This is a genomic window from Verrucomicrobiia bacterium (assembly GCA_026414565.1).
Taxonomy (GTDB): domain Bacteria; phylum Verrucomicrobiota; class Verrucomicrobiia; order Limisphaerales; family Fontisphaeraceae; genus Fontisphaera.
On the sequence record JAOAIT010000044.1, the window covers coordinates 46,999 to 71,514 of the forward strand.

Here is a 24,516-nt window from a genome sequence, read left to right on the forward strand (position 1 = left end):
CTGCAACTATGATATTCGGACGCCTGATGAGACCAACTATGAGGTGTGTGTTGCCTTCGGCAACCCGCCTCCTCCGTGTGAAAAAGGAGTGCGTGTTCCGGGAGATGACGTGAGTGTTATCACATACGACGACATGGGTGTTCGTTGTGTTCCTTCAGGCGGGGCAAGAGCCAAATGTTTCTATCAAGTTGGGGAACCAGTTTACAACACTGTCCGTCAGAGATGCGAATGTGAACAACTGAGCATCCGGATGGAAAAAGATTGTACCCGAATGGTACTGGATTTCGAATATTGCGAATAGGAATTCGAAACACCCAAAGTGGATCCTGAACTCGACCTGGTTTTAAGGCCGGGCCGATTTGGTTTGTGGCTGCTGGTGCGCGGATGGGGGGCGTGGGGTGGCCGTTGCGGCATAACCTCGGCAATAAGGCGTCAATCCTCCTGTTCAACCTGCGCACGGGGCTGTGGCTGACGGAGGAGGTGACGTGCTGAATATGAAACTGCGCAAACTGGTGGAAAAGCTGGACGATCGTATGGCAAGCAATGTGCTGACCGGCAAACCAACATTGAAGAACAAGTATGCTCTGACGAGATGGCTGTTGCTGCTAGTGATTTTAAGCGGGGTCGCCGTGCACTCCCAGCAATACTCGGTGAGCGGGACGACAATCATCGGGCAATATTACATGAACAGCCTAAGGCGTGCCTTTACCAATACCTTCATGGTTCAAGCAAGCAACGGTGTTTGGAAAATAACTGTGGATGTGAAGCCCGTGGGGAATCGCGATCTTTGCCGGAATGAGCGGTATTGGGATAAAACACAGATGATCACATTAAGCATATTTCACCGGGAAGAGAATGAAATCACGACCAACGTTGCGATCGCCACGATCTCGACAAACCCGATTCCGGAATCCGATGTAAGTACGTGCAGCTTTATATGGCTGGCCTACTGTTCAGGAAACTATTTTAGCCACATGAGAAACTCAAACCGTTTGCATCCGGTATGGGCATTGGACGATATGCGCCTCCACAATGAGGGCTTTACGGTATTGGCTCGCAGCGCGATTAATGAAAAGCCCCCTGGCCTGCCCAAGTGCGTTACCTATTTCAACGATGGGTGGGTAAGAACGGTGGGGCCCGACAGGGAAAGAAGTGTATTTAGATACAACCCGCCCTATGATCTTGGATTCAGCAACTTTATTTATTATTCAGATAAATGGGTTTCACGGCAGGGAGTTGAACTGCCCGGTGAATTCCATGCTGTCAGGTACGCGCCCAAATATAATGGGAGGGACACGAATGACTTGTCGGTCATCACCGATGTTCGAGGTTGGAGCACGCAAATAGTGGTGTCGGACGACATACTGGTCACTCCTCCACAATATGAGGGAGTAATTGATGTTATTGATTATCGCCATCCTAATACGCGCCGGGTGGTTCAGTACCAGATAACAAATGGTTTATGGTTGGCACGTGATGATCCTGGGTTAAAGAAAATGGTGGAAAAGAGGACCCGTCCTTCTGCGGAACGAGCCGTTGTTTCCAGCCGGGGACGGATGCTTGCAGTGGCGATGTTAATTATTGTGCTTGTTATTCCGCTGTTTTGGATGGCCGGCAATTACTGGAAACGGAAGACGGCAAACAAAGAACATACAAAAACCTAAGAATCGGAGAAAAATGTCATTACAGACGAGGGATGCCAGTTTATGAAAAAGTCTCGGTTTTGAAGATTGCGAAAAAGCCCAGCCATTGGCAATATGCCACTGAGTTAGAATACGAAACTGCCGGCCCGGGCCTCATAACTGCACTGGTTGCAAAGCCTAGGTAAGTCGTTGGGAAGTGGTGGGCGATCGAGGTGCTGATTTCTTGCAATAGATGTTTGAACAAACAAAGCTGAAATCTGATAAACTTGCGACAGTGCGATCCATCCGTTTCAGGCCTCTCGCGCAGGGAAGATTGTATTTGGGCGGTGGATTAAGTGCATGAATACCCACATAGTTTGTTGAGCCGCGGACAGCCCTGGCTGGTGGCGGCGGCGCTGCTGGGCCTGGCAATGGCAGGAGGCGGGGTGATGTTGGCTCGGGGTTTTGGGACGGCGCAGCATGACGCGCGCTTTCATGTAAACTGGAGCGCGAATTTTTCCCGGCAATTATGGGAAGGCGAGGTGTATCCCCGCTGGTTGATGGATATGAACGGCGGGTTGGGGAGTCCGGCGTTTTATTTTTATCCCCCGGCACCCTATTACGCGACGAGCTTTTTGCGTCCGGTGCTTGGGGAGGAGGGGGCGAGCGGGCGGATGCTGGGGGCGGGGGCGGCGCTGGCGTTGTTTTTAAGCGGGTTGACAGCCTGGGGGTGGATGCAGCGGTGGGTGAAGGGGTGGGCGGCACTGGCGGGGGCTGGAGCCTACCTGTTTGCACCGTATCATCTGGCTGCCGATCTGTATGCACGGGGGGCGTATGCGGAGCTCTGGGCGTTCGCATGGTTGCCATTGGTGTTGAGCGGGGTGGATGGCCTGGCGGAAGAACGAGGGCCTGCGCGGGGTCTGCTCCGGCTGGCCTGCGGGTTTGGTTTGCTGGCGGCGACGCATCTGCCCGCGACGCTGCTGTTCTCACCGGTGCCGTTGGTTTATGCCTGGTGGCTGGGGGGACGGGAGGCGCGCTGGCGGTTGGCAGGATGGACAGTGGCCGGGATGGCGTGGGGTGCGGGGCTGGCGGCGGTATATGTGCTGCCGGCCATGACCCTGCAGGAGCTGGTGTCCATGAGTGCGCTCACCAACGCGCCAAATTTGCAGTATGACCGGAATTTTCTGTTGACGGCGCTGCATCCGCAGGGGGAGGCGTTTCGGGCGGGGTTGTTTTGGCAGATCGTGGGGACGTTTGCGGTGGGGGCGTGGGGATTTATGATGGCGGGGCCGAAGGAAGACGCAGGGCTGCGGCGGCGGGTGGCGTGGGGCGTGGTGGTTTTGTATGCGATGTTGTTCCTGATGTTGCCGCTGGGCGAGCCGGTGTGGAAGCATGTGCCGAAGTTGAAACTGGTGCAATTTCCCTGGCGGGCCACCGCGATTTTGACGCTGACGGCGTGCTGGCTGCTGGCGGTGGGTTTGCATTCATGGCAGCAGGGCGGGGGTTGGTGGAGGAGGGTAATGGGGGGTGTGTTGGCCGCGCTGCTGGCGGGGTGGGTGTGGCTGGATATTCAGGCCATCCGGCACTTCGCGCAGCACAATCAACCGCCCCCGGCAGACTGGCTGGGACGGCAGGAAGACGCCGCGGAGTACCTGCCGGCGGGGGTGAGGGTGCCGCTGGGCCTGGTCCTGGAGGAGTTGGAAGTTAACCGGCACCCGGAGCGTGTGAACCATTACACCGACGGCATCCTGCCGCTGCTGCCGCGGGCGGCGGTGGTGAATGATCAGGCGCGGCTGGCAGCGCTGTTTGTGGAGGGGCGCGGCAGCGTGACGATCAAGGAGTGGCGGCCGCGGCGTGTGCAAGTGGTAGTGGAGGCGCCGGCCCCGGTCAAGCTGCAGCTCAGCCGGTTTTATTTCGAGGGTTGGCGGGCTTGGCGTGGCGTTTCTCCCGTGAAACTTTGGCCAGCGCCGCTGAGCGGTTTAATGCAGGTGGAGCTGCCCGCCGGCCGTCACACGCTGCGGGTGGAGTTGAAGTGGTCGCCGGTGGAATGGGCGGGGTGGGCGGTCACGATGGTTTCTGGATTGGCAGTGGTGGTGGTTGGGTTACACTCGCGGCACGCACGGCCTTAAATGAAGCGCATGGCGAACAGGTGGGAGAAGGCGCAGGCTTTCACCCTGATCGAGCTGCTGGTGGTGATTTTAATTCTAGCGCTGCTGGCGGCGTTGTTGATGCCGGCGCTGGCGGCAGCCAAACAGCGGACGCGGACTGTCCAATGCGCCAATAATCACCGCGCCCTGGCGCTGGCGTGGCGCCTGTATGGCGATGACCACCAGCAGCGGCTGCCGTGGACGGTGGACGACGGCGACGGCCTGCCCTTTACCAACTGGGTGGCAGGCCATTTGCGCAATCCGGTGGAAGCCACCAACACCGCGCTGCTGGTGGATTCCAAACGTTCGTTGTTGGCGCCGTTCGTTACGCATGCTGCCCTGTATAAATGCCCCGCCGATCCTTCCCCTTTGGCGCGCAGCGTGAGCATGAACAACCGGCTCAACCCGGTGCGCTTTCTCAAGCCGGTGCTGGTTATTGGCGGATACGGCACCAATTTCATGGTGTATCGGCGGGCCAGCGACATCCGTGACCCGTCACGGATTTTCGTGCTGTTGGACGAGCGTTACGACAGCATCAACGAGGGCAATTTTGCGGTGGATCTGAGCAATACCGGCACCTACGACGGGCACGGCGTGCCCACGCCTTATTGGTGGCTGGACACGCCGGCGGCCTACCATAATCAAGGGGTGAATTTGTCCTTTGCCGACGGCCATGTGGAGACACACCGCTGGCAGGAGCGCACGACGCTGGGGCCGCTGGGGGTGACGGGTTTCCGGCGGACATCGAGCATGGACCGGGACATCTCCTGGCTCCAATTTCACACGGCGGAGCCGGTGCAACCGGGGCCGTGAGGGTGCGCCTGGCGGGGCCTGGCGCCCGGGTGTCGGCTTGTATTATGCCCATTTGTCCAGCATGTCATGAACCGTTGCGGGTGCAGCGGGTGCCCGAAGGCATGTATTATGCCTGCGGCAGTTGCACGGGCCGCTCGCTGACCCTGGCCCAGGTGCGGGCCAGGGGCGGCGATCCGCTGGTGAATGCCTTGTTGCGCCAGTTGAACCGGCGCCAGACGGTGGGGGAGCGTCCCTGCCCGTTTTGCGAGCAAAAGATGACGGTATTATCCCCCCCGCAGGCGGGGCTGGAGCTGGATGGTTGCCGTTCGTGCGGCATCATCTGGTTTGACACGCACGAGCTGGAGAGCGTGCCGGCCGCGCCTCCGCCCTCGCTTGAGGAGCTCCATTACCGTGCCGCCGAGGAGGTGGCGAAAGAAAAAATCCAACAGAGACGGGAGCTGGAGCAAGAACCTGACGCGGAGTGGAAAACCTTGCCGGCCTTGTTGGGACTGCCGGTGGAGGCGGAGACCACGGCGCTGCGACGGCGGCCGTGGGTGACGTGGGGGCTGGCGATCTTGATAAGCGTGGTAAGCGTGGCGGCATTTTTTAATTTGGAAACGGTGGTGGCGCAGTGGGGCATGGTGCCGTCGGCCTGGTGGCGACATGGGGGCTTGACACTCTTAACGGCCTTCTTCCTCCATGGGGGCATTCTGCACCTGGTCGGCAATGTATATTTTCTGCTGATCTTCGGGGACAATGTGGAAGACGAATTGGGCCGGGGGCGGTATCTGCTCCTGCTATTGCTGGCCACGCTGGGGGGGCAACTGCTGCATATCCTGTTTGAGCCTCACTCGGCGGTGCCGGCCATTGGGGCCAGTGGCGGGATTTCGGGGGTGCTGGCGTTTTACGCATTGCAATTTCCCCGGGCCAGGATCAGTTTGCTGGCCCGGCTGGGGTGGCGGTTTTACTGGCTCAAGTTTTCGGCGCTCTCCCTGTTTATCGTGTGGATGCTGCTGCAGTGCTGGGTTGCCTACCAACAAATCCGTGGCTTTGGCAACGTCTCCGGCACGGCTCACCTGGGCGGGGCGCTGGTGGGGATTTTGTTTTGGTGGGGTCGGCGGCTGCGGCAGGCAGGCAAAGCAGCCCCGCCGCGGCCCGGATCTGCATGATTCCAGTTTGACAAGGCCGGTGGGATTGTGGAAATTTTGCTGCGCTGCAAGGCCCGGGTGCCAGAGTAGCTCAGGGGTAGAGCAGGGGACTCATAAGCCCTTGGTCGGGGGTTCAATTCCCTCCTCTGGCACCATTTTTGCAACAAGCGCCCGTTAGAAGTTCACTGTTTATCCCTAGAGGTTTGTCCCAAACCGTGATGCATATCGTTGGTGCAGGAGGTGGAGTAATCCTTGGGCAACCACGGATGGCGAGGTGAGAAGGTGCCTCTGCAGGGAGAGGGAGGCGGAGAAAATGGTCGGGGCGGTGCGATTTGAACGCACGACCTTCTGAACCCCATTCAGACGCGCTACCAAGCTACGCTACGCCCCGACACGTTCCGGTTTTCTTGCGAAAACCAAACGCAGGGGCAATTTAAGGCAGAGGCGCGCCGGATTTCAACTTCTTCTTTCGCAAATTTTTATGCAGGCGGTCACGTGGCTGTCACAATCGAGTGACTAATTTGAAGCCATGACCACGCTGGTGCAATGCGAGGTGCGACCTGTGCGCCCAGGACCGGCCCGCCGCAATCGTCACGCCGGGGCGAAAAGGGTTGAGTTTCGGCGGCGGGGTTGGTGTACTGCGAGGCCAGATATGCAAGCCGCAGAGCATGAGATTTTTCATTATCATTCCCTGAATGAGTTGCGGGAGCGTATTGCCGCGCTGGGACTGGGCCCCACGCTGGAGCTGAGCGAGGATGTGTCTGCCTTGTTCACCCCGCTGGAGGTGGGAGGTTTGCGGCTGGCCAACCGCTTCGTGGTGCTGCCCATGGAAGGGTGCGACGGGACCGCCGAGGGCGCGCCGGACGAGTTGACGTTCCGCCGTTATCGCCGTTTTGCGGCGGGGGGGGCGGCCTTGTTGTGGTTTGAGGCCACGGCGGTGGTTCCGGAAGGTCGGGCCAACCCGCGCCAGTTGTGGCTGCACCAGGGCACGGTGGATGCCTTTGCGCGGCTGGTGGAAATGACACATCGGGCGGCGCAGGAGTCCATGGGCCCGGCGCACCGGCCTTTTTTGGTTCTTCAACTCACCCACTCGGGACGCTACAGCCGGCCGGGGCGCAAGCCGCAACCGATCATTGCCCATCATTCCAAGTATTTGGACCCGGCGCATCAGTTGCCGCCGGATTATCCGTTAATCAGCGATGACGAATTGGACCGGCTGCAGGAGGCCTATGTGCAGGCAGCCCGGCTGGCACGGCAGGCGGGTTTTGATGCCGTGGACATCAAGGCGTGTCATCGCTACCTCATTTCCGAGCTGCTGGCGTCCTTTACCCGGGAAAACAGCCGGTACGGGGGGGAGGCACTGGAGAATCGCAGCCGCCTTTTGCGCGAGGTGGTGCTGAAAGTTCGCGCCGCGGTGCCGGGGCTGATGGTGACGTCGCGGATGAACGCCTTTGACGCCATGGCGTATCCCTACGGTTTTGGGGTGGATCGGGAGAATCCGCAAAAGCCGGATCTGGCGGAGCCCAAGCAACTGGCGCAGTTTTTTGCGGAGCAGCAGGCGCCGGTGTTGAACATCACGGTGGGCAATCCCTACCACAACCCGCATGTGAATCGTCCCTTTGATTTGCCTGTGATGGGGGCGCCCATGTCGCCGGAGTCTCCCCTGCGTGGGGTGGCGCGTTTTGTGCAGATTGTGGCGGAGCTGCAGCGGGCGGTGCCCCAACTGCCGATGATTGGGGGCGGCTATTCGTGGTTGCGCCAGTTTTTCCCGCATCTGGCCGCCGCCAATGTGCGCAAAGGCTGGGTGGCGCTGGTGGGCATGGGGCGCATGGCCTTTGCCTATCCCCACGCTGTGCGGGAGCTGGCGGAAAGGGGGCGCCTGGATCCGGAGAAAGTGTGCGTGGCCTGCTCAGCCTGCACGCAAATCATGCGCGACGGCGGGCGCACCGGCTGTGTGCCGCGGGACGCCGAGATTTATGAGCCCATCTACAAGGCGGGGCGGCTGGAGGCGCTGGACACGATTTTGCGGATGGCCGAGAGCTGCCGGCAGTGCAACGATCCCACCTGCCTGTCGGGTTGCCCGGCGCGGGTGAACATACCGCGGTTTGTGGCGTTGATGGCCCGGCGGCAGTTTCGGGAGGCTTACGAGGTGCTGCGCGAGGCAAATGTCCTGGCCGCAGTTTGCGGTTATGTTTGCCCGGCGGAGGTCCTGTGCCAGAGCCACTGCATCAACCAGCATTACACCGAGACGGTGCCCATTCAGCATCTGCAGCGGTGGGTCAGCCGTAAAGCCCTGGAGGAAGGATGGGCCGAGGAGGCGCGGCTGCTGCCGGCGGCCACCGGTTACAAAGTGCTGGTGGTGGGGGGCGGGCCGGCCGGCATCGCGGCCGCGGTGCGGCTGGCCGGGCTGGGGCATCGGGTGACGTTGTTGGAAAAGGATCCGCAAACGGGGGGGGCCTTGCGGACGGTGCTGCCGGAAGAACGGCTGCCGGGGGAGGTGATGCGCCAGGAAATTGAAGCGGCCCTGGCTTCGTGCGCCGGGGCGATTGAACGGGTGCAAGGCTCGCTGGACCCGGAGCATTCCCTGGATTACTGGCTGGCCCAAGGTTACCACGGCGTGGTGCTGGCCCCGGGGTTGGGACAGTCGGCGCCCGGGCTGAAAGGGCCGCGGCCCAAATCGGGCGTTGAGGGTGCCTTGGAGTTTCTGGCCCGGCTCAAACAAGGGGCCAAGGTGAGCGGCACGGTGCTGGTGCTGGGTGGCGGCAACACCGCCATGGATGCGGCAGTCTCCGCGCTCAAGGCGGGGGCGGACGATGTGCTGGTGATTTACCGGCGCAGTTTGCAGGAGATGCCGGCCTGGCCGCAGGAGCGGGAGCATGCCATTCATTGTGGCGTGGCCATGTTGTCCTTGACGCTGCCGCTGGAGTATGTTGTGGACGAGAGCGGTCACGTGTGCGGGGTCAAGGTGGTGCGTACCCGCCTGGGGCCGCAGGATGCCTCCGGGCGGCGGGCGCCCCTGCCCATTGCCGGCACCGAGCATGTGATTCCCGGCAACTGGGTGGTGGAGGCTTTTGGGCAGCGACTGGACAGCAACCTGCGGCAGGCACTGCAGGATGTGCGTCTCACCGAGCAGGGGTTGATCTGGACGCGGCCGGGCAGCCTGCAGACCTCACGCCCGGGGGTGTTTGCAGCGGGCGACGCGGTCAATGGCGGGACGACAGTGGTCCAGGCGGTGGCCGAGGGGATGAGAGCAGCCATGGAATTGGATGGCTGGCTGCGGCAACCTACCACCGCCGCGGCGGGCGCCAGCGACGCGGGTTGAGCAGCTTGCCTGGCAGGCAGGGGGCGAGTACCCTGAGAGCATGGAATGGCAAACAATCGTGATTGTGCTGGCGGCTGTTGCCGCGCTGGTCTTGTGGAAAAGCGTGGGCCTGGTGAGCGTGCGCGCGGCGTTGGAGCATTTGAGGCAGGGGGCCAAAGTCATTGATGTGCGCACGCCGGAGGAGTACCAGCGGGATCACCTGCCGGGAGCCGTCAATGTGCCGCTGCATGAATTGGAGGAGCGGATTGCCCGGGTGGCTCCGGATAAAAACCAGCCCTTGCTGCTGCACTGCCTGAGCGGGGGACGCAGCGGCATCGCCGCCCGGAAACTGCGCCAGATGGGATATCAACAGGTTTTCAACCTGGGGGGATTCAGTCGCGCCGCCAAAGTGGTGCGGCAACACACTGGCGGCAAGTAGGCCCCGCCGGCCGGCGGGCTACACCTCGGGCCGGGGGGGATGCGTGAAACGCACCTCGGTGGGTATGCCCAGGCGGGCGGCGAATTCGGCCTCCACTTCGTACTGCAGTTTTTGCAGGAACCAGATGGTGTCGGCAAACAAATCCGGGGTGAGCGCCACTTTGACGATAATCCGTCCGGCGGTGATTTCCAGGGAGAAGGGATGTCCGGCCAGGCGGGTGTGTTTGAGCACCTCGGCAATTTGGTTTTCGTAAAGCGGTTCCTCGTTGACCGAAAGGCGCCCGTCCAGCCGCTCGCCCGGTTCCAGTATCACGCCGGTGCGTCCACAAGAGCAGCGCTCCTGACGGAGGCGCGCGGCCACGCGGGTGCGATACCGCAGGAGCGGTAGGGCTTCGCGGCAGAGGGTGGTGACCACCAGCTCACCCTCGCAGACTTCCACCAGAAACTGGTCTTCATGCACGTGAAAATGGCCGGCATCACATTCGACGCACAGGCCGGGATCGAGGATTTCTCCCAGACCAAAATTGCAATGGGCCACGGCAAAGAGGCCGGCGGCAATCTGCTCGCGCAGGGGCGGGGGCACGGGGCGGGAGAGCAGCACCGCCCGCAGGTGCAAACTTTGGGCGTCGGTGCGGTTGCGGTCCAGGCGTTGAATCAAGTCCAGGGCGTGGGTGGGGGTGGTAATGAGCACGGTGGGGCGGTAATTTTGGAGCATGGCCACCTGGTAATCGGTATGGGCCGGATCCTCCGCAATGACCGAGGCCCCCAACATTTCCGCCCCCAACACGTAACCGGAGGCGTGCGTGAACAGGCCGCTGCCCAGGGCAATTTGCACCACGTCGTTGGCCGTCACCCCGCAGGCCGCCAGTTGGCGGGCCACCAGCCGGCCCCATTGCTGCAAATCCCCCTGCGTATGGCCAATCACCACCGGCCGGCCCTGGGGGCCCACGGTGGTGTGGAGCCGGATGACCTCCCGCAGCGGGAAGGCAAACATGCCGTAGGGAAAGCTGTCGGCCAGCTCCTCGGGCGTGGTCAGGGGCAGGCGCGCCAAAGCCGCCAGATCGGGCACGCGGAGGTCGCCCAGTTTCTCGCGGTAGCGGCGCACATTGCGGCGGAGGCGGGCCAGAAGGGCTTGCAGGCGCTCAAGTTGGAGCTGCTCCAGCTCGGGCCGGGGCATGGTTTCGTAACGAGGTTCAAAGGGTTTCATGGCAGGGTCTCCTCGCGGCTTTTGCCCAGATAGGCGCGCTGCACTTCCGGGTGGTGGGCCAGGTCGGCCGCGCGCCCTTCCAGGAGGATTTCGCCGTTTTCCATGATGTAGGCGCGATCGGCGATCTCCAGGGTGGCGCGGGCATTTTGCTCCACCAGCAGGACCGTCAGGCCGGCCTCGCGCAATTTGACGATTTCTTGAAAAACCTCGCGCACCATCAGGGGGGCCAGGCCCATCGAGGGTTCATCCAGAAGCAACAAGCGGGGGCGGGCCATGAGGGCGCGGCCAATGGCCAGCATTTGCTGCTCGCCGCCGGAAAGGGTGCCTGCGGTCTGGCGGAGGCGTTCACGCAGGCGGGGAAAACGCTCGAGGATGAGTTCGAGCTGCAGGTGGCGGTCCGGGTTGTGGTAGCCGCCGAGCAGCAGGTTTTCCTGCACGGTCATGTCGGCAAAGATCATCTTGCCTTCGGGCACCATGACCACGCCGTTGCTGACACCGCGCCAGGCCGGCTGGCCGCGGAGCGAGCGGCCATCCACTCGCACCTCGCCATCCCAGATGGGCAGGAGACCGGCCAGGGCGCGCAACAGGGAGGTTTTGCCCGCGCCGTTGGCCCCGAGCAGCCCGACAATTTCCCCGGCGCACACGTGCAAACTGGCGCCGTGAATGACTTCCAGACTGCCGTGGCCGCAGCGGAGGTTTTTAACTTGCAAAAGCATGGGTGGCTTCCTGACCCAGATAAATATCAATGACTTTGGGATTGCGGCGGATGACCTCGGGAGGGCCTTCAGCGATGGCGGAGCCAAAATGCAACACCAGGAGATCATCCGCCAGGCTCATCACCAGGGGCATGTCGTGTTCCACCAGGAGAATGGTGACTCCGCGGGCGCGAATCTGGCGGATGGTTTCAGCCAGGGCGACTTTCTCGGAGGGATTGAGGCCGCTGGCCGGCTCGTCCAGCAACAACAGGGAGGGCTGCGCGGCCAAAGCCCGGGCCAGCTCCACCATGCGGCGCTGGCCAAAGGCCAGCGCATGGGCCGGGCGGGTGGCCCATGATTCCAATCCCAGCCAGCGCAGTTGTTCGAGGGCCTGCTCCCGGATGGCCCGTTCTTCACGGCGCATGCCCGGCCAGCGCAGGGCGCAGCTCAGGAAATCGTGATGCGTGCGGGCATGGCAGCCCACCATGACGTTTTCCAGAACATTCAGGCGGGGAAACAGACTGGGATTCTGAAAGGTGCGCGCCATGCCCAGCCGGGCAATGCGAAACGGGGGCCAGCCGGTGATGTCGTGACCGTCAAAGACCACCTGGCCGGCGTCCGGGCGCAGCAGGCCGGAAATGAGGTTGAAGCAGGTGGTTTTGCCGGCGCCGTTGGGGCCGATCAGGCCTTTGATCTGGCCGCGTTCGACGTTGAGCGAGACGTCATTCACGGCGATCAGGCCGCCGAAGGCGCGCCGCAGGCGATGGGTCTCAAGCAGCGGCATCCGGGGCCTCCTTTCGGCGGAGCATTTTGGCGCGCCAGCGGGCGGCCCACTCGCTCAGCGGGCGCAACGGCCCTTCCGGAGCCAGCGACACGATTAGAATGAGCACGGCGCCAAACACGGCATGGTCCAGGCTGCCAAACCAGCCGCGGAAGGAGCAGAAGTTCAAGGCGGTGCTCATGGTGGTGACGCCCCATAAACTGGACATCCCGCCGGCGGCCGCCAGCGCCACATAACGCACGGACTCCAGCGCCCCCGCCTTGGAGGGGCTGATGCCGCCGGTGTAATGCGTGTAGAACACCCCGGCCAGGGCCGCCAGCAGCGCACTGGCGACGAAGGTCTTGAGTTTGTATTGGGCCGTGTCAATGCCAGCGGCATTGGCGGCGGTTTCCCGGTCATGAATGGCCTGCAGGGCGCGGCCCACACGGGAATGGACCCAGTTGCGGAGCACCAGCAGGGCCAGCAAAAGCACTCCCCCGGCCAGGTAGTAATTTTGCACACGAAGCTCGGGCCGCCGGCCCAGGGTAAGTCCGCCGGGCATGGTCCAGGGGGGCACATTGGTCAGGCCGTCGGAGGCGCCCAGGGCGGAGCTGCCGATGATGATTTTGCTGACGATCAACCCGAAGCCCAGGGTGGCCATGGCCAGGTAATGGCCCCGCAGCCGCAGCGCCGGATAACCAATGATCAGGGCCACCAGCGCTGTCAATCCCAGAGCCAGCACACAACCAGCCCAAGGCTGGCCGGTGAGGATGGGGTTGTTGTACAAATCCATTCTTTGATGCAGTAAACCCAGGGCCTGCAGGGTCTTGACCCAGAGGGTGTCTTGCAGTGGGGCAAAATTGTGGGTGGTGAACCAGGCGGCCGTGTAGCCGCCCATGGCAAAAAAGGCCGCATGTCCCAGCGAGACCTGCCCGGCAAATCCCATCAACAGGCAAAGTCCCAGCACGACGATGGTGCAATACAACGCCATGGTCAACTGCGTGAGCCAAAATTCGCGTCCCGCCAGCTTCAACAGGATTTGCAAGCCGGCCAGCGTGGCGGCCAGGGTCAGATAAGGCAGGATTTTTTTGAGCCAGCTCATTTAATGTTCACGCACCCCCTGGCCGGCGGGTTTGCCCCACAGGCCATGCGGGCGGAGGAAAAGGACCAGCAGCAGCACGGCAAAGGCGGCCACGTCGTTGTAGGCGGCCGGCAGCACGCTCACGCTGGCCGCCTCGAGAATGCCCACCAGCAGGCCGCCCACCAGGGCGGCGGTGGGATTCCCCAGCCCGCCCAGGATGGCGGAGGCGAAGCCTTTGATGGCCAGCGGAGCGCCCATTTCGTAATGGGTCATGGTGATTGGGGAAATGACACAGCCAGCCAGCGCCCCCAGACCGGCGCTCAGCCCGAAGGCGAGGGTGCGCATGGTTTGCAGGTTGATGCCGGCCAGCATGGCGGCCTCCGGCTGGGCCGAGCAGGCGCGCATGGCCTGGCCGGTCAGGGTATGACGCAGGAAGAGATGCAAGGCCAGCACGGCCACGCCCACCGTGCCCAGCACCCAGAACACCTGGGGCGAAATGGAGGCTCCCCACCAGCGCACGGAGGTGACTTCATTGCCGGTGAAGTAGGGCAGTGAACGGACCTTTTCATCCCACAGATGCAACGCGGCCTCCTGGATGACGATGGAAAGGCCAATGGTAATGATGATGAGATGCAGGACGGAGTGACGGCGCAACCGGCGAAAAAAGGCCAGCTCCAACAGGCAGCCCAGCAGGGTGACAGCCAGCACGGCGCCGGTCACCGCCACGGGGAGGGGCACGAATTGGGCCAGGGTTACGGCGATCATGCCCCCCAACATGACGAATTCGCCCTGGGCAAAGTTGAGCACGCCGGTGGCGCTGTAGATCAGGTTGAACCCGATGGCCACCACGGCGTAGATGCTGCCCTTGGTGATGCCCGAGAGCAGGTATTGGAGCGCCAGATTGTCCGCGTCCATGCCGCTCAGAGTATGCCCCGGCCCCCTTACGGTTTGTAAATGGTAAACTTGCCGTCCTTGACCGTCAGCATCTCGAAGGCATCCAGTCCCAGCCCGCCATGATCCGCAGGAGAGAAGTTGAAGGTGCCGGTGACACCCACAAAATTTTTCAGCTTTTCAATCGCCTCGCGGACCCGGGCCGGTTCGGTGCTTTTGGCCTGCCGCACACCTTCCACGACGATCATCAGGGCGTCATGGGCATAGCCGCCAAAGGCGCTGGCTTCTTCTTTGAATTGGGCTTCGTATTCCTTGAGATACGCCAGCAGCACGGCTTTTTGGGGATGGTTGTCCGGCAGCTCATGCGCCACGAGCAGGCGGCTGGCGGGAAAGAGGATGCCCTCGGCCGCCGCGCCGGCCTGTTCCACATATTTGCGGTTGCCGAAGCCGTGGCTCTGGTAGAGCGGCACATTAAGACCGATCTGGCGCATGTTTTTGGCCACGATGGATTGGGCCGGCACGATGCTCCAGTTGACCACCGCCTGCACGCCTGCCACGCTCTTGACCTTGGTCAGGATGTCCGTCAAATCCGTGGCCTGGCGGTCATACACCTCGTTGGCAACGATTTGCAGCCCCGCCGCTTTGGCGGCGTCCTCCAGTTGCTTTTTGCCGGCCACGCCGAAGCCGTCATTGCCGGTCAGGATGGCGATGCGGCTGAGGTTCTTTTCCTTCATGTGACGATAAATCCAGGCGATGGCCGCACTGTCATTTTGCGCCGTTTTGAACACATATTTGGCGACAGGATTCACGATGACCTCCGCGGCGGCGCAGGAGATGAGCAGGGTTTGGTTCTCCTCGCACAGGTTTTTGATTTGCATGGTTTCGCCGCTGGTGGAGGGGCCGATGATGGCGAGGACCCGCTCCTCCTCGATGAGCTGCCGGGCCAGGGCCACGGCTTTCTCCGGGCTGCCGGCGGTGTCCTTGACGAGAAGCTGAATTTTACGGCCGTCCACCCCGCCTGCGGCGTTGATTTTGTCCGCCACCATTTGGGCGGTTTTGGCCTCCGGGGCGCCGAGGAAGGCCGCGGGGCCGGTGACGGAGAAGAGGGCGCCCACTTTGATGACGTTATCGCGGGGGGCGGCATGGAGGGGCAGGAGGGCCAGGGCCAGGCTGGCCCACAATACGCTAATCATCTTCATAAGTGATATTTATTGATAGATTGGACAAGGCAAATTTACCTAATCCATCACCGCCTCTTGTATAAGCCGTCCGCCCCGGCGTCAAGCGGGAGAAGCAGCAAAATGCAGGCGTCCGTTGGCAGGGCCCCAAGGTGGGGGATCTCCGCCCGCGTGGGGCGGGCGCCGTTTCAGGGAGCCGCCACGCCGCTGACCAGCATTTCCGAGACTTTAATGGGCAGCTCGGGCAGATCGTCCTGCCACATCAAGCGGCCGCCGTAATGGCGGGCTTTTTGTTCCTGGCTGCGGATGATCTCGGCCGCGTTGGGGCGGTTGAACTCGTCCCGATGCCGGTGGATATACAAAACCCACTGACCGAAGAGCCGTCCGATCTGGCGGGTGCGGGCGTATTGTTCTTCGATGAGATCGGCCAGATCATTCAATTCCACATGGGTTTTGCATTCCAGAACCAGGAAGCGGCCGTCGGAGGCCATCATCAAGTCCAGCTCCACGATGCGGCCGGTTTCGCCGGGGTTGAGCACCACATGCCAGGCCACATCATCCACGGCGCTGCGCGATTTGATTTGGTCCCAGAGAAACACCTCAATGAATGTGCCCCGCAGAAACGCAGCATTTTGTTTTTGGGGAGATTGGAGGTAAAAGGGGTGGAGCAGGGTTTCCGGGGAGAGAAAAAACTCGCGGGGTTGGGCGGCGGGCTGAATCAGCCGCGCCTGGGTGAGGGCATGGAGGAAATTGCCGTCCAGCGCCCGCGGGCGGTAGGGCTGATTTTCGGCCTCGGCCAGGCGGTAAAGGTCGGTACGCTCCATGGAATTGGTATCGAGGATGAACGTGGCGGCCCGCACCAAGGCCGGGTGGGGGGAGCAGCGCTGGCGGAAATCCTCGAAGGTATTGGCCCCCTCCACCCGATGGCCGCCGGCGCTCAGATACACCAGCACGTTGAGGTTCAGGCGCGAGGAATCAATTAAATCGGTGTAGCGGTTTTGCGGCTCCAATTCCTCCATCAGGATTTCGCGGGAGGCCGTATTCACATAGAGGGCCCGCAGGCGCAACTCCTCGGCCACACGGCGGGCGGCATAACTCATGATTTTGGTGCCGCCGGTCCAGTTGACCAGGAGGTGCGGATGGCTGCCCATGGCCTGGCGCAGGGTGCGCATGCAGTCGGCCATGTCATAGGGCAGGACGTGAATTTCAGGAAGCAGCCGGGCGGACGAGCCGGCGGCGCGCAGGGCGCGCTCGAAGCTGTCGAGCTGGCCCTGGGTCTCGCGGGTGACCACCGGCAGCACGGCTTCACTGCGGGCATGCAACACGCCAATCACGTTGGGCATGATCTCCCCGCTCATGAGGCAAAGCTGGGTGCTCATAGCCTGGGCTGCGTGTCCACGTTGCGCATGGCGGGAGGATAATCCTGCCTGACAAAAAGCTCAAGCGCCTTGCCGTCAGGCGGGCGGGGGCTTGTCTTTATCATCGGGCGGGCGGGAAAGTTTTCGGCAGGCCCAGCTCCGGGCGTCTTCCGGGGTTTGCAGTTCTCCCTGCAACTGTTTTTCCCGGGCTTCCTTGAGGAGCTGCCCCACGGCGGGGCCGGGAGACAGGCCCAGGGCCAGCAAGTCTTTGCCCGTCAACAGGGGTCGGGTCAGGGCCGGCTGGGCGGCCAAATCGCGCCTGGCCTGCTGGAGAAACTCGTAGTTGGCCAGGTCCCGCCCGGAAGAGGCGCAGTCCAGCCGGTGCAGCTCCACCTCCAGGGCGGCGGTGGGCCGGAGCAGAAGGCGGCGGAGCGTGCTGCGGCGCATCTGGCGGGCTTGATGGTATTTCATGTGGGAGCGGACACACTCCACCAGCGCTTCGCGCTCGGCGTTGGGAAAGCGGAGGCGGCGGCAGAGGGCATCGGCGATTTTTGCGCCAACTTTTTCGTGCTGATAAAAATGGCGCCGGCCTGCCTCATCGAGGCTCTGGCAGGCGGGTTTGCCGATGTCGTGCAACATGACCGCCCAGGGCAGGAGCGGGTCAGCGTCCGGCGGCAGCAGGCGCATCATGCGGCGGACGTGTTCCAGCACATCCCCCTCCGGGTGGTAGGCTGGATCCTGCACACACCCGGCCAGGGCAGCCACCTCCGGCAGAACCACGTCGAGGAGTGCGCAGCGCTCGAGCCAGTCCAGGCCGCGCGCTGCGCAGGCGGGATGAAAGAGTTTTGTCAATTCCTCCCGCACGCGCTCCGCGCTGACCTTGCGGAGGGCGGGCGCCAGTTTGCGCACGGCCTGCAGGGTGGCCGGCGCCAGGTCAAAATCGAGTTGCGCGGCGAATCGCGCGGCCCGGAGCAGGCGGAGGTGATCTTCGGCGAAACGGTGTTCGGGCGGCCCGATGGTGCGAATCAGGCGGAGCTGCAAATCCCGGCCACCGCCCACCCAGTCGTGCAACTGTCCGGTGAGAGGATCAAGAAACAGACCGTTGATGGTAAAGTCCCGCCGCCGGGCATCCTCCTCCGCGGAGGTGAAAGTGACCCGGGCGGGGTGGCGGCCATCCGGGTACCCGGCCTCGGCGCGGAAGGTGGCCACCTGGAATGGATGGCCCTGCAATACCACCACCACGACACCGAACTGGCGGCCCACCGGCCGACAGCGGGGAAACAGGGCTTCCACCTCCGCCGGCCTGGCGCTGGTGGCAATGTCGTAATCCTGCGGTTCCCGTCCCAACTGCAAATCCCGGACGCAGCCGCCCACCCAATAGGCGGCGTGGCCGGCGGCTTGCAGGCGGCGGACGATCTCACGGGCGGCATGTGCGAGGCGCTCCGGCATCGGATGTTCTATGGGCCGGAATTATGCGGAGCGGCCGCGGGTGGCACAAATCGAAAACGGGAGCAGGCAGGGATGTTTTTTTTCAAAACTAATCCTTGAAATTGACGGACGCTTGCGGCGAAATCAACAGGCTTAGATTGAGCAAATATGCAATTAGGCGACATCCTGGGTGTCGAGCAGATCGTGCCAGACCTCAAGGCGACCAATCGCTGGGAAGCCATTGACGAGCTGGTGGATGTGCTCATCGCCACCGGCAAAATCCAGGCCAAAGACCGGGCGGCCATCATCGCGGCGGTGCGCAAGCGGGAAAACTCCATGAGCACCGGCATCGGGTTTGGCATCGGCATCCCCCATGCTTCGACGGATTTGTTGTTTGAAGTGGTGGGTGCCTTGGGCCGCTCGAAAAAAGGGGTGGATTTTGATGCGCTGGACAACCGGCCGGTGCATCTGGTCATGTTGTTTTTGGTGCCGCAGGGCCAGTTTCAGAAGCATCTGCACACCCTGGCCAACATTGCCAAACTCCTGCACATTCAGGAATTCCGCAACGCGCTGGTGGAAGCGCCGGATGCCGAGGCGATGCTGCGGATCATCAAGGAGCAGAGCCGCAAGTAGCGGCAGCCGCTGTCGGCGCGGCCGCCGGGGCCTCGCCGGGGGCCGCGGGAACGCGGGCGGCGCCCCAGCCTCATCGCGACGTTATGCTTTACTTAACGCTGGAAAAACAATTGCACACGGCCGTCCGTGCCGTGCTGCCGGAGGCCGATTTGACCGCCCTCCAGGTGCGCCCCTGTGCCGATCCCAAGTTTGGCGATTATCAATGCAACCTGATGGGGCTGGCCAAACAACACCAGCGCCCCCCCCGTCCATTGGCCGAGGAAGTGAAGGCCCGCCTGCAGGTGGGCGCGTGGTGTGAATCGGTGGAGCTGGCCGGGGCCGGTTTTCTCAATTTTCGCCTGCGGGCGGAGGCCATGGCCCAGGAGCTGGAGCAGGCGGCCGGCGGCGGGCCCCTGTTTTTCACGCCGGCCGAGCAACCTCGGACGGTGGTGGTGGACTTCAGCTCGCCCAATGTGGCCAAGCCCATGCATGTGGGGCATATCCGTTCCACCATTTTGGGGGACAGTCTGGCGCGGATTTTGCGGCTGCTCGGTCATCGGGTCATCACAGACAATCACCTTGGGGACTGGGGGACGCAATTTGGCAAGCTGCTTTTGGGGTGGAAACAACGGCTCACGCCCGCCGCCCGGGAGCGGGCCACCATTGATGATTTGGAGCGGCTTTACAAGGAGGTCAACGCCGCCTGTGAGGCGGACGCCGCCCAGTTGGAGGCGGCGCGCCAGGAGCTGGTCAAATTGCAACAGGGGGATCCGGAAAACCTGGCCATCTGGCAGCGGATGATTGCACTCTCGCGGGCGGAATTTGATGCCATCTATCAACGGCTGGGGGTGCGATTTGATTACACCCTGGGCGAAAGTTTCTACAACCCTTTCCTCAAACAAATCGTCCAGGAATTGCTGGAGCGGGGGATTGCCCGCGAAAGTGACGGGGCGGTGTGCGTGTTTTCCGACGGGAAACTGCCGCCCAAGGAGGACCCATTCCTCATCCAGCGGGAGGGCCAATGGGTGCCCAATCCCTGCCTGATTCTCAAGAGCGATGGCGCCGCCAACTACGCCACCACGGACTTGGCCACTTTGGATTACCGGTGGCGCACGTGGAAGCCGGAGGAAATCATTTACGTGACGGACGGACGCCAGCAGTTGCACTTCCGGCAGGTGTTTGCCGTGTTTGCCCGCTGGCAGCCGGAGGCGGCCGCGCACATGCGGCTGGCCCATGTCTGGTTTGGCTCCATCTTGGGTGAAGATGGCAAGCCCTTCAAAACCCGCAGTGGTGAGACCATTCGGCTGAGCGAGCTGCTGGACGAAGCCGAGGAGCGCGCCCTGGCGGTGGTGAACCAGAAAAATCCGGAGCTGCCAGAGGACGAGCGCCGCCGCATTGCGCGGGTGGTGGGGATTGGCGCGGTTAAATACGCCGATTTGCTGCCCAACCGGCAGAGCGATTACGTGTTCAGTTGGGACAAGATGCTGTCCTTGCAGGGGAATTCGGCGGTGTATCTGCTCTATGCTTATGCCCGCATTCGCAGCATTTTCCGCAAAGGCTTGGAGCAGGGCATCAGCGGAGCGGGGGCGGGGCCGGTGCAACTGGGGACGGTGGAAGAACGGGCGCTGGCGCGGCATCTGCTGAATTTTGGTCTGGTGTTGCGGATTGCGGCGGAGGAGTACCGGCCGAATTATTTGTGCAACTACCTCTATGAGCTGGCGGGGTTGTTTGCGCGGTTTTTTGAGCAATGCCCGGTGCTGAAAAGCGAGGAGGGCGTTCGGGCTTCCCGCTTGAAACTATGTGATTTGACGGCGCGGGTGCTCCAGCAGGGCCTGGAAGTGCTGGGGATCGAGACGCTGGAGCAGATTTGAAGCTTCAGGGGGGCAGCGCGCGGATGGCGAGGGGCCGGGCCCGCCGCCGGTCCTGCGGCTCAGGAGGGGCCGCCCTCCTGGCTGGGATGCAGGCCGAACTGCGTGAGCTTCTCGCGGAGGGTCAGGCGCGAGATGCCCAGCCAGCGGGCAGCCTTGGCCTGGTTGCCCTGCGCCAGTTTGATGGCCTGGCCGAGCAGTTCCTTTTCGGCGGCGGTAATGAGCCGCTCGTAGGCGTCCGTCAGCTCACCCCGTTGGGCGGCGGTCAGCAACTCCATGGACAATTCGCGCAAGGTGGGATCCTTGGTTTCGCCCAGGGGCCGGCCCACTGTCACGGCGCGGACGTGGTCCAGACTGATCGGATAACCGGAGGCCAGCAGCAGGGCTTTGCGAATCACGTTTTCCAGCTCGCGCACGTTGCCGGGCCAGGGCTGGGCCTGGAGGAAGTCCAGGGCTTCGGGTTGAATGAGTGGTTCGGGGCAACCCAGTTCCGGCCCCAGGCGGCGCAGGAAATAGCCCACCAGGACCGGGATGTCCTCACGGCGCTCGCGGAGCGGCGGCAGGGAGATCACCACCACGCTGAGGCGGTAAAACAAATCCTCCCGAAACAGCCGCTCGCGCATGGCGGCCTCCAAATCGCGATTGGTGGCGGCAATCACCCGCACATCCACGGGGATGGTTTCGCGGCCGCCGAGGCGTTGAATGGCCTTTTCCTGCAACACCCGCAGCAGTTTGACCTGCGTGCCGGGGGTCATGTCGCCGATTTCATCTAGGAAGATGGTGCCGCCATTGGCCTGCTCAAAACGGCCAATGCGCCGGGCCTCGGCCCCGGTGAAGGCGCCCCGTTCGTGGCCGAACAGTTCGCTTTCCAGGAGGGTTTCCGGGATGGCCGCGCAGTTGATGGCAATGAACGGCCCTTTGGCGCGGTCGCTATATTGATAAATGGCGCGGGCGATCAGCTCCTTTCCCGTGCCGGTTTCGCCGCGAATCAGCACGCTGACCGGCTTGGCGGCGACGCGCCCGATTTCCTTGTAGATCTCCTGCATGGCGCGGCTGCGGCCGATGAGGGCCAGGCGGTCGGGCGGGGCTTCCGGGCCGAGGGCGATCGGCTCGCTGACGAGGCGGGCGCTGGAAACGGCGCGGGCGGTGAGGGCCAGGAGCTCCGGCATTTCAAACGGTTTCAGCAGGTAATCAAAAGCACCGCCCTTGGTGGCCTCGATGGCGGTTTCCGCGGTGCCGTGAGCCGTCATCAGGATGATGGGCAGGCGGGGATTGGTTTCATGCAGGCGCCGCACCAGCTCCAGGCCGCCCAGGCCCGGCAGGCGCAAATCGGTGATGACCGTGTCAAACTGGCCGCTCCGGGCGCGCTCGAAGCCGGCGTCTCCCCGCATTTCCCAGACCACTTCATAACCTTCATCTCCCAGGACGGATTGCAGGCCGGTGGCCAGGCCGGCATCGTCTTCAATCAAGAGCACCCGAGGTGGTTTCATGCGGTTTTGCTTTCCGGTAGAATGATCTTGAAGGTTGTGCCCTGTTGCGGGCGGGTGTCAAAATGCAGCACGCCGCCGTGTTTTTCGATCAAGCGGGCGGCAATGGAAAGTCCCAGCCCCGTACCGCCTTCCTTGGTGGAATAGAAGGGGTCAAACAGGTGTTTTTGCACCTCCTCCGGGATGCCCGGGCCGTTGTCCTGCACCTCCAAACTCACGGCGGGCTGGGGGCGGCCATTCAAGGAGACCTGCAACCGTCTGGCGCGCAGCACGATGCGCCCTCCCGGGGCGGCTTCGGCGGCATTTTGCACCAGATTCATGAGCACCTGTTTAATTTGCTGCAGGTCCACCTGCACATACATCTCGGCGGGCGGTTCGACCTCCAAATGGACCCCATTTTTTTCGAGCTGCGGGCGCATTAACCGCTCAATTTCTTCCAGGGGCCGGCCGGCGGGCACGCGCTCCAGCACCGGGTCGGAGGGGCGCGCGAAGAGCAGGAAATCCTTGACGATGCGCTCCAGGCGGTTGATTTCCTGGTCAATGACCTCGGTGTCCGTCAGCTCGCGGGAGCCGGGTTTTAATCCTTTGCGCAGCGTGAAAATGCGGGCCTTGATGGCGGTGAGGGGATTGCGAATTTCATGCGCCACCCCGGCGGCGAGCACCCCCAGCGAGGCGAGTTTTTGCTGGCGTTCCAGGAGGTTGCGGCTTTGCACCAATTCCTGGCGGAGGGGGGCAATCAAGTCCCGATAGACGGAGCGGGCCAGGAAATAGCCGGCGCTGAGGAGCATCAACAGGGCCGCAATGACAATTACATGGAGTTTGGACAAGGTGGTGTTCAGCTCGGCCAGCACGGCTTGTTGCGCCTGACGGTGGGCATTGGCCAGCTCTGAGGCCTTGGCGGCCATGCGCTGGGACTGGGACTCGAAATGGCGCATGGCCTCGGCCAGCTCCGGCCCTTGGGGGCCGGATTTCTGCATGATTTCATGCACTCGGCGGGCCGCGGCCAGGTACTCCGTATAAACCTGTTCCAAATCGGTTTGAATGCGGCGTTCGTTGGCGGAAAGCAGTTCGTGTCGTTTGGAGTACATCCAGGTCTGGAGGAACAGGTTGTTCTGCTCAAATTCCCGCCAGTCCTCGGTTTGCTGGCGGGTGAGGTAACGGAGCATGAGATTGTTCAGGCGCATCAGCGTTTGCTGCAGGCGCTCGGCGAAGTAGAAGCTTTGCTGGCCCACCGTGGCGAAACGTTCCTCCACCACCCCAATCATGCGCCAGGCGGACAGGGCGCCCCAAGCGATTAGCACCACCATGGCGGTGATGCCGACGATGAATCCGCCCAGACGCCAGTACCAGTTTATTTTCAATCCTGCCACAGACTGCGAAGCTGCATTCTATCCTGAGGGGCAATCCTTGGCCAATCATTTACCAGCGGGGTGAAAAAAACAGCCCGCCTGCGGGATGAATCCCGTCTTGGGTGGGGAGTGTCTGGTGCTTAAGTTATTGCGCAACAGTTAATTATGGCAAAACAGCCGGCGCCTCTGCTTTTGGCATGGCATTGGCTAGGTGGAAAGGGGCTGGCAAGTGGCGGCGCCTTGCGATAGATTTGCAGCACAACTCGTGATGCGTATGCAAGCAAGCCATTATTCGTGGAAAAGGTGGGGTTGGGCTGCCCTTATCTGGGTGGGGCTGGGCGCCGCTTCCTTGCTGGCACGTGAATATTACCAGGACAAAGAAGTCTGGGGCACGTTGCTGCGGGTGGATGAACGGCGCAGGGTGTTGGTGGTGGATCGGGGGCCGGAGAAAAAGACCTTCCGCGTGCAGTGGAATCGGGACACCCAGTTTCGGGATGCGGACAAGCGTATCTCGATCTCGGGGGTGCGGGAGGGACAGCGGGTGCGGGTGTACTACAGTGATGAGCCGCGCCGCACGGGCGTGAAGGGTCCCCTGGCCAACAAGGTCATTATCAACCCCATCAGCACGCCACAAGTGCGCCGGTATAACCAGTAGGCCGGCCGCCGCGTGCCACCAGACCTGCCTTGAAGGCTCCGGTGAAGAGCCGGTTGAAAGTTATGAGCAAACGCATTCTGGTGGTGGATGATGATGTGGCCGTGCGCGAGTCGCTTGCGCAGGTGCTGGCCATGGAGAACTACGAGCCGTTGTTGGCCGCCGACGCCCGCCAGGCGATGGACATCCTGCGGCAGGAGGCACCGGATTTGGTCCTGCTGGACATCACCATGCCTGGCAAGAACGGGTGGGACTTGTTTGAAAAGATGGAAAAGCTTTACCCGCTGGTGCCGGTCATCATCATCACGGCCAAACCCAATCAACAAGGGCGGGCCACCGGCTATGGCGCCGATGCGCTGATGGAAAAACCCTTGGACTTGCCCCTGTTGCTAAGCACCATCGAGCAACTGCTCTCAGAAACACCCGCGCAGCGCGTGGCCCGGCTCACCAATCCGAAATTTGTCACCCCCCGCCTCGGGCACGAGTACGCCCATTGAATTAG

Annotated in this window: 20 protein-coding genes and 2 tRNA genes; 11 read left to right on the forward strand and 11 right to left on the reverse strand. The window is 62.4% G+C overall.

Annotated elements, in window-relative coordinates:
* The first annotated feature begins 494 nt into the window (after positions 1-494).
* The 5 genes from N3J91_10020 to N3J91_10040 all read left to right on the forward strand — a co-directional run bounded on the left by N3J91_10020 (position 495) and on the right by N3J91_10040 (position 5,864).
* Complete coding sequence (locus N3J91_10020; GenBank protein MCX8156766.1) at positions 495-1,664, forward strand: hypothetical protein; 1,170 nt, start codon at positions 495-497, stop codon at positions 1,662-1,664.
* Between the two features lie 335 nt (positions 1,665-1,999).
* Positions 2,000-3,751, forward strand: a complete 1,752-nt coding sequence (locus N3J91_10025) for a hypothetical protein (protein ID MCX8156767.1) — start codon at positions 2,000-2,002, stop codon at positions 3,749-3,751.
* 9 nt (positions 3,752-3,760) lie between these two features.
* A complete protein-coding gene (locus N3J91_10030; GenBank protein ID MCX8156768.1) occupies positions 3,761-4,582 on the forward strand; it encodes a prepilin-type N-terminal cleavage/methylation domain-containing protein in 822 nt (273 codons plus the stop codon).
* A 44-nt stretch (positions 4,583-4,626) separates the two neighbouring features.
* Entirely contained in the window at positions 4,627-5,730 is a 1,104-nt protein-coding gene (locus N3J91_10035) for a rhomboid family intramembrane serine protease (GenBank protein ID MCX8156769.1), read from the forward strand.
* Between the two features lie 59 nt (positions 5,731-5,789).
* A tRNA-Met gene (locus tag N3J91_10040) sits at positions 5,790-5,864 on the forward strand.
* Between the two features lie 159 nt (positions 5,865-6,023).
* Here the strand turns inward: N3J91_10040 and N3J91_10045 are convergent.
* Positions 6,024-6,100 (reverse strand) — tRNA-Pro (locus tag N3J91_10045).
* Positions 6,101-6,361: 261 nt separating this feature from the next.
* Here N3J91_10045 and N3J91_10050 point away from each other — a divergent pair.
* Positions 6,362-9,031, forward strand: a complete 2,670-nt coding sequence (locus N3J91_10050) for an FAD-dependent oxidoreductase (protein ID MCX8156770.1) — start codon at positions 6,362-6,364, stop codon at positions 9,029-9,031.
* 40 nt (positions 9,032-9,071) lie between these two features.
* Entirely contained in the window at positions 9,072-9,449 is a 378-nt protein-coding gene (locus N3J91_10055) for a rhodanese-like domain-containing protein (GenBank protein ID MCX8156771.1), read from the forward strand.
* Positions 9,450-9,467: 18 nt separating this feature from the next.
* Here the strand turns inward: N3J91_10055 and N3J91_10060 are convergent, their stop codons facing one another.
* The 8 genes from N3J91_10060 to N3J91_10095 form a co-directional block, all read right to left on the reverse strand.
* On the reverse strand, positions 9,468-10,655 hold the full coding sequence (locus N3J91_10060; GenBank protein ID MCX8156772.1) for a hypothetical protein: 1,188 nt from the start codon (positions 10,653-10,655) through the stop codon (positions 9,468-9,470).
* A complete protein-coding gene (locus N3J91_10065) occupies positions 10,652-11,371 on the reverse strand; it encodes an ABC transporter ATP-binding protein (GenBank protein ID MCX8156773.1) in 720 nt (239 codons plus the stop codon). The genes N3J91_10060 and N3J91_10065 overlap by 4 nt, the downstream gene beginning before the upstream one ends.
* On the reverse strand, positions 11,355-12,134 hold the full coding sequence (locus N3J91_10070) for an ABC transporter ATP-binding protein (protein ID MCX8156774.1): 780 nt from the start codon (positions 12,132-12,134) through the stop codon (positions 11,355-11,357). Before N3J91_10070 ends, N3J91_10065 begins: the two co-directional genes overlap by 17 nt.
* Entirely contained in the window at positions 12,121-13,212 is a 1,092-nt protein-coding gene (locus N3J91_10075; protein ID MCX8156775.1) for a branched-chain amino acid ABC transporter permease, read from the reverse strand. The genes N3J91_10070 and N3J91_10075 overlap by 14 nt, the downstream gene beginning before the upstream one ends.
* Complete coding sequence (locus tag N3J91_10080; protein ID MCX8156776.1) at positions 13,213-14,106, reverse strand: branched-chain amino acid ABC transporter permease; 894 nt, start codon at positions 14,104-14,106, stop codon at positions 13,213-13,215.
* Positions 14,107-14,132: 26 nt separating this feature from the next.
* Positions 14,133-15,281: an ABC transporter substrate-binding protein gene (locus N3J91_10085; protein MCX8156777.1), complete on the reverse strand. Its 1,149-nt coding sequence runs from the start codon at positions 15,279-15,281 to the stop codon at positions 14,133-14,135.
* Positions 15,282-15,448: 167 nt separating this feature from the next.
* Positions 15,449-16,639, reverse strand: a complete 1,191-nt coding sequence (locus N3J91_10090) for a hypothetical protein (protein ID MCX8156778.1) — start codon at positions 16,637-16,639, stop codon at positions 15,449-15,451.
* Positions 16,640-16,714: 75 nt separating this feature from the next.
* Positions 16,715-18,067 (reverse strand): CCA tRNA nucleotidyltransferase, encoded by a 1,353-nt coding sequence (locus tag N3J91_10095; protein MCX8156779.1) that lies wholly within the window; start codon positions 18,065-18,067, stop codon positions 16,715-16,717.
* 147 nt (positions 18,068-18,214) lie between these two features.
* Here N3J91_10095 and N3J91_10100 point away from each other — a divergent pair, with 147 nt between their 5' ends.
* Together N3J91_10100 and argS are read left to right on the forward strand one after the other, a co-directional pair.
* Positions 18,215-18,679 carry a PTS sugar transporter subunit IIA gene (locus tag N3J91_10100; protein MCX8156780.1) on the forward strand — a complete coding sequence of 155 codons (465 nt, stop codon included), beginning with the start codon at positions 18,215-18,217 and terminating at the stop codon, positions 18,677-18,679.
* 83 nt (positions 18,680-18,762) lie between these two features.
* A complete protein-coding gene (gene argS / locus N3J91_10105; GenBank protein ID MCX8156781.1) occupies positions 18,763-20,529 on the forward strand; it encodes an arginine--tRNA ligase in 1,767 nt (588 codons plus the stop codon).
* Between the two features lie 59 nt (positions 20,530-20,588).
* Here the strand turns inward: argS and N3J91_10110 are convergent, their stop codons facing one another.
* Together N3J91_10110 and N3J91_10115 are read right to left on the reverse strand one after the other, a co-directional pair.
* On the reverse strand, positions 20,589-22,016 hold the full coding sequence (locus tag N3J91_10110; protein ID MCX8156782.1) for a sigma-54 dependent transcriptional regulator: 1,428 nt from the start codon (positions 22,014-22,016) through the stop codon (positions 20,589-20,591).
* The gene (locus N3J91_10115; protein MCX8156783.1) at positions 22,013-23,374 is read right to left on the reverse strand and encodes an ATP-binding protein; all 1,362 of its coding nucleotides are present in this window, start codon (positions 23,372-23,374) and stop codon (positions 22,013-22,015) included. The genes N3J91_10110 and N3J91_10115 overlap by 4 nt, the downstream gene beginning before the upstream one ends.
* A gap of 262 nt (positions 23,375-23,636) precedes the next feature.
* Between N3J91_10115 and N3J91_10120 the strand changes: the two genes are divergently transcribed.
* Positions 23,637-24,017 (forward strand): hypothetical protein, encoded by a 381-nt coding sequence (locus N3J91_10120; GenBank protein ID MCX8156784.1) that lies wholly within the window; start codon positions 23,637-23,639, stop codon positions 24,015-24,017.
* A 62-nt stretch (positions 24,018-24,079) separates the two neighbouring features.
* Positions 24,080-24,511: a response regulator gene (locus N3J91_10125; protein ID MCX8156785.1), complete on the forward strand. Its 432-nt coding sequence runs from the start codon at positions 24,080-24,082 to the stop codon at positions 24,509-24,511.
* Positions 24,512-24,516: the final 5 nt, after the last annotated feature.

Excerpts from the sequence above, each read along its gene's own strand:
- N3J91_10020 (MCX8156766.1), top strand. The coding sequence starts at position 495 with ATGAAACTGCGCAAACTGGTGGAAAAGCTGGACGATCGTATGGCAAGC.
- N3J91_10030 (MCX8156768.1), top strand. The coding sequence starts at position 3,761 with ATGGCGAACAGGTGGGAGAAGGCGCAGGCTTTCACCCTGATCGAGCTG.
- N3J91_10035 (MCX8156769.1), top strand. The coding sequence starts at position 4,627 with ATGCCCATTTGTCCAGCATGTCATGAACCGTTGCGGGTGCAGCGGGTG.
- N3J91_10050 (MCX8156770.1), top strand. The coding sequence starts at position 6,362 with ATGCAAGCCGCAGAGCATGAGATTTTTCATTATCATTCCCTGAATGAG.
- N3J91_10055 (MCX8156771.1), top strand. The coding sequence starts at position 9,072 with ATGGAATGGCAAACAATCGTGATTGTGCTGGCGGCTGTTGCCGCGCTG.
- N3J91_10060 (MCX8156772.1), bottom strand. The coding sequence starts at position 10,655 with ATGAAACCCTTTGAACCTCGTTACGAAACCATGCCCCGGCCCGAGCTG.
- N3J91_10065 (MCX8156773.1), bottom strand. The coding sequence starts at position 11,371 with ATGCTTTTGCAAGTTAAAAACCTCCGCTGCGGCCACGGCAGTCTGGAA.
- N3J91_10070 (MCX8156774.1), bottom strand. The coding sequence starts at position 12,134 with ATGCCGCTGCTTGAGACCCATCGCCTGCGGCGCGCCTTCGGCGGCCTG.
- N3J91_10075 (MCX8156775.1), bottom strand. The coding sequence starts at position 13,212 with ATGAGCTGGCTCAAAAAAATCCTGCCTTATCTGACCCTGGCCGCCACG.
- N3J91_10080 (MCX8156776.1), bottom strand. The coding sequence starts at position 14,106 with ATGGACGCGGACAATCTGGCGCTCCAATACCTGCTCTCGGGCATCACC.
- N3J91_10085 (MCX8156777.1), bottom strand. The coding sequence starts at position 15,281 with ATGAAGATGATTAGCGTATTGTGGGCCAGCCTGGCCCTGGCCCTCCTG.
- N3J91_10090 (MCX8156778.1), bottom strand. The coding sequence starts at position 16,639 with ATGAGCACCCAGCTTTGCCTCATGAGCGGGGAGATCATGCCCAACGTG.
- N3J91_10095 (MCX8156779.1), bottom strand. The coding sequence starts at position 18,067 with ATGCCGGAGCGCCTCGCACATGCCGCCCGTGAGATCGTCCGCCGCCTG.
- N3J91_10100 (MCX8156780.1), top strand. The coding sequence starts at position 18,215 with ATGCAATTAGGCGACATCCTGGGTGTCGAGCAGATCGTGCCAGACCTC.
- argS (MCX8156781.1), top strand. The coding sequence starts at position 18,763 with ATGCTTTACTTAACGCTGGAAAAACAATTGCACACGGCCGTCCGTGCC.
- N3J91_10110 (MCX8156782.1), bottom strand. The coding sequence starts at position 22,016 with ATGAAACCACCTCGGGTGCTCTTGATTGAAGACGATGCCGGCCTGGCC.
- N3J91_10120 (MCX8156784.1), top strand. The coding sequence starts at position 23,637 with ATGCAAGCAAGCCATTATTCGTGGAAAAGGTGGGGTTGGGCTGCCCTT.
- N3J91_10125 (MCX8156785.1), top strand. The coding sequence starts at position 24,080 with ATGAGCAAACGCATTCTGGTGGTGGATGATGATGTGGCCGTGCGCGAG.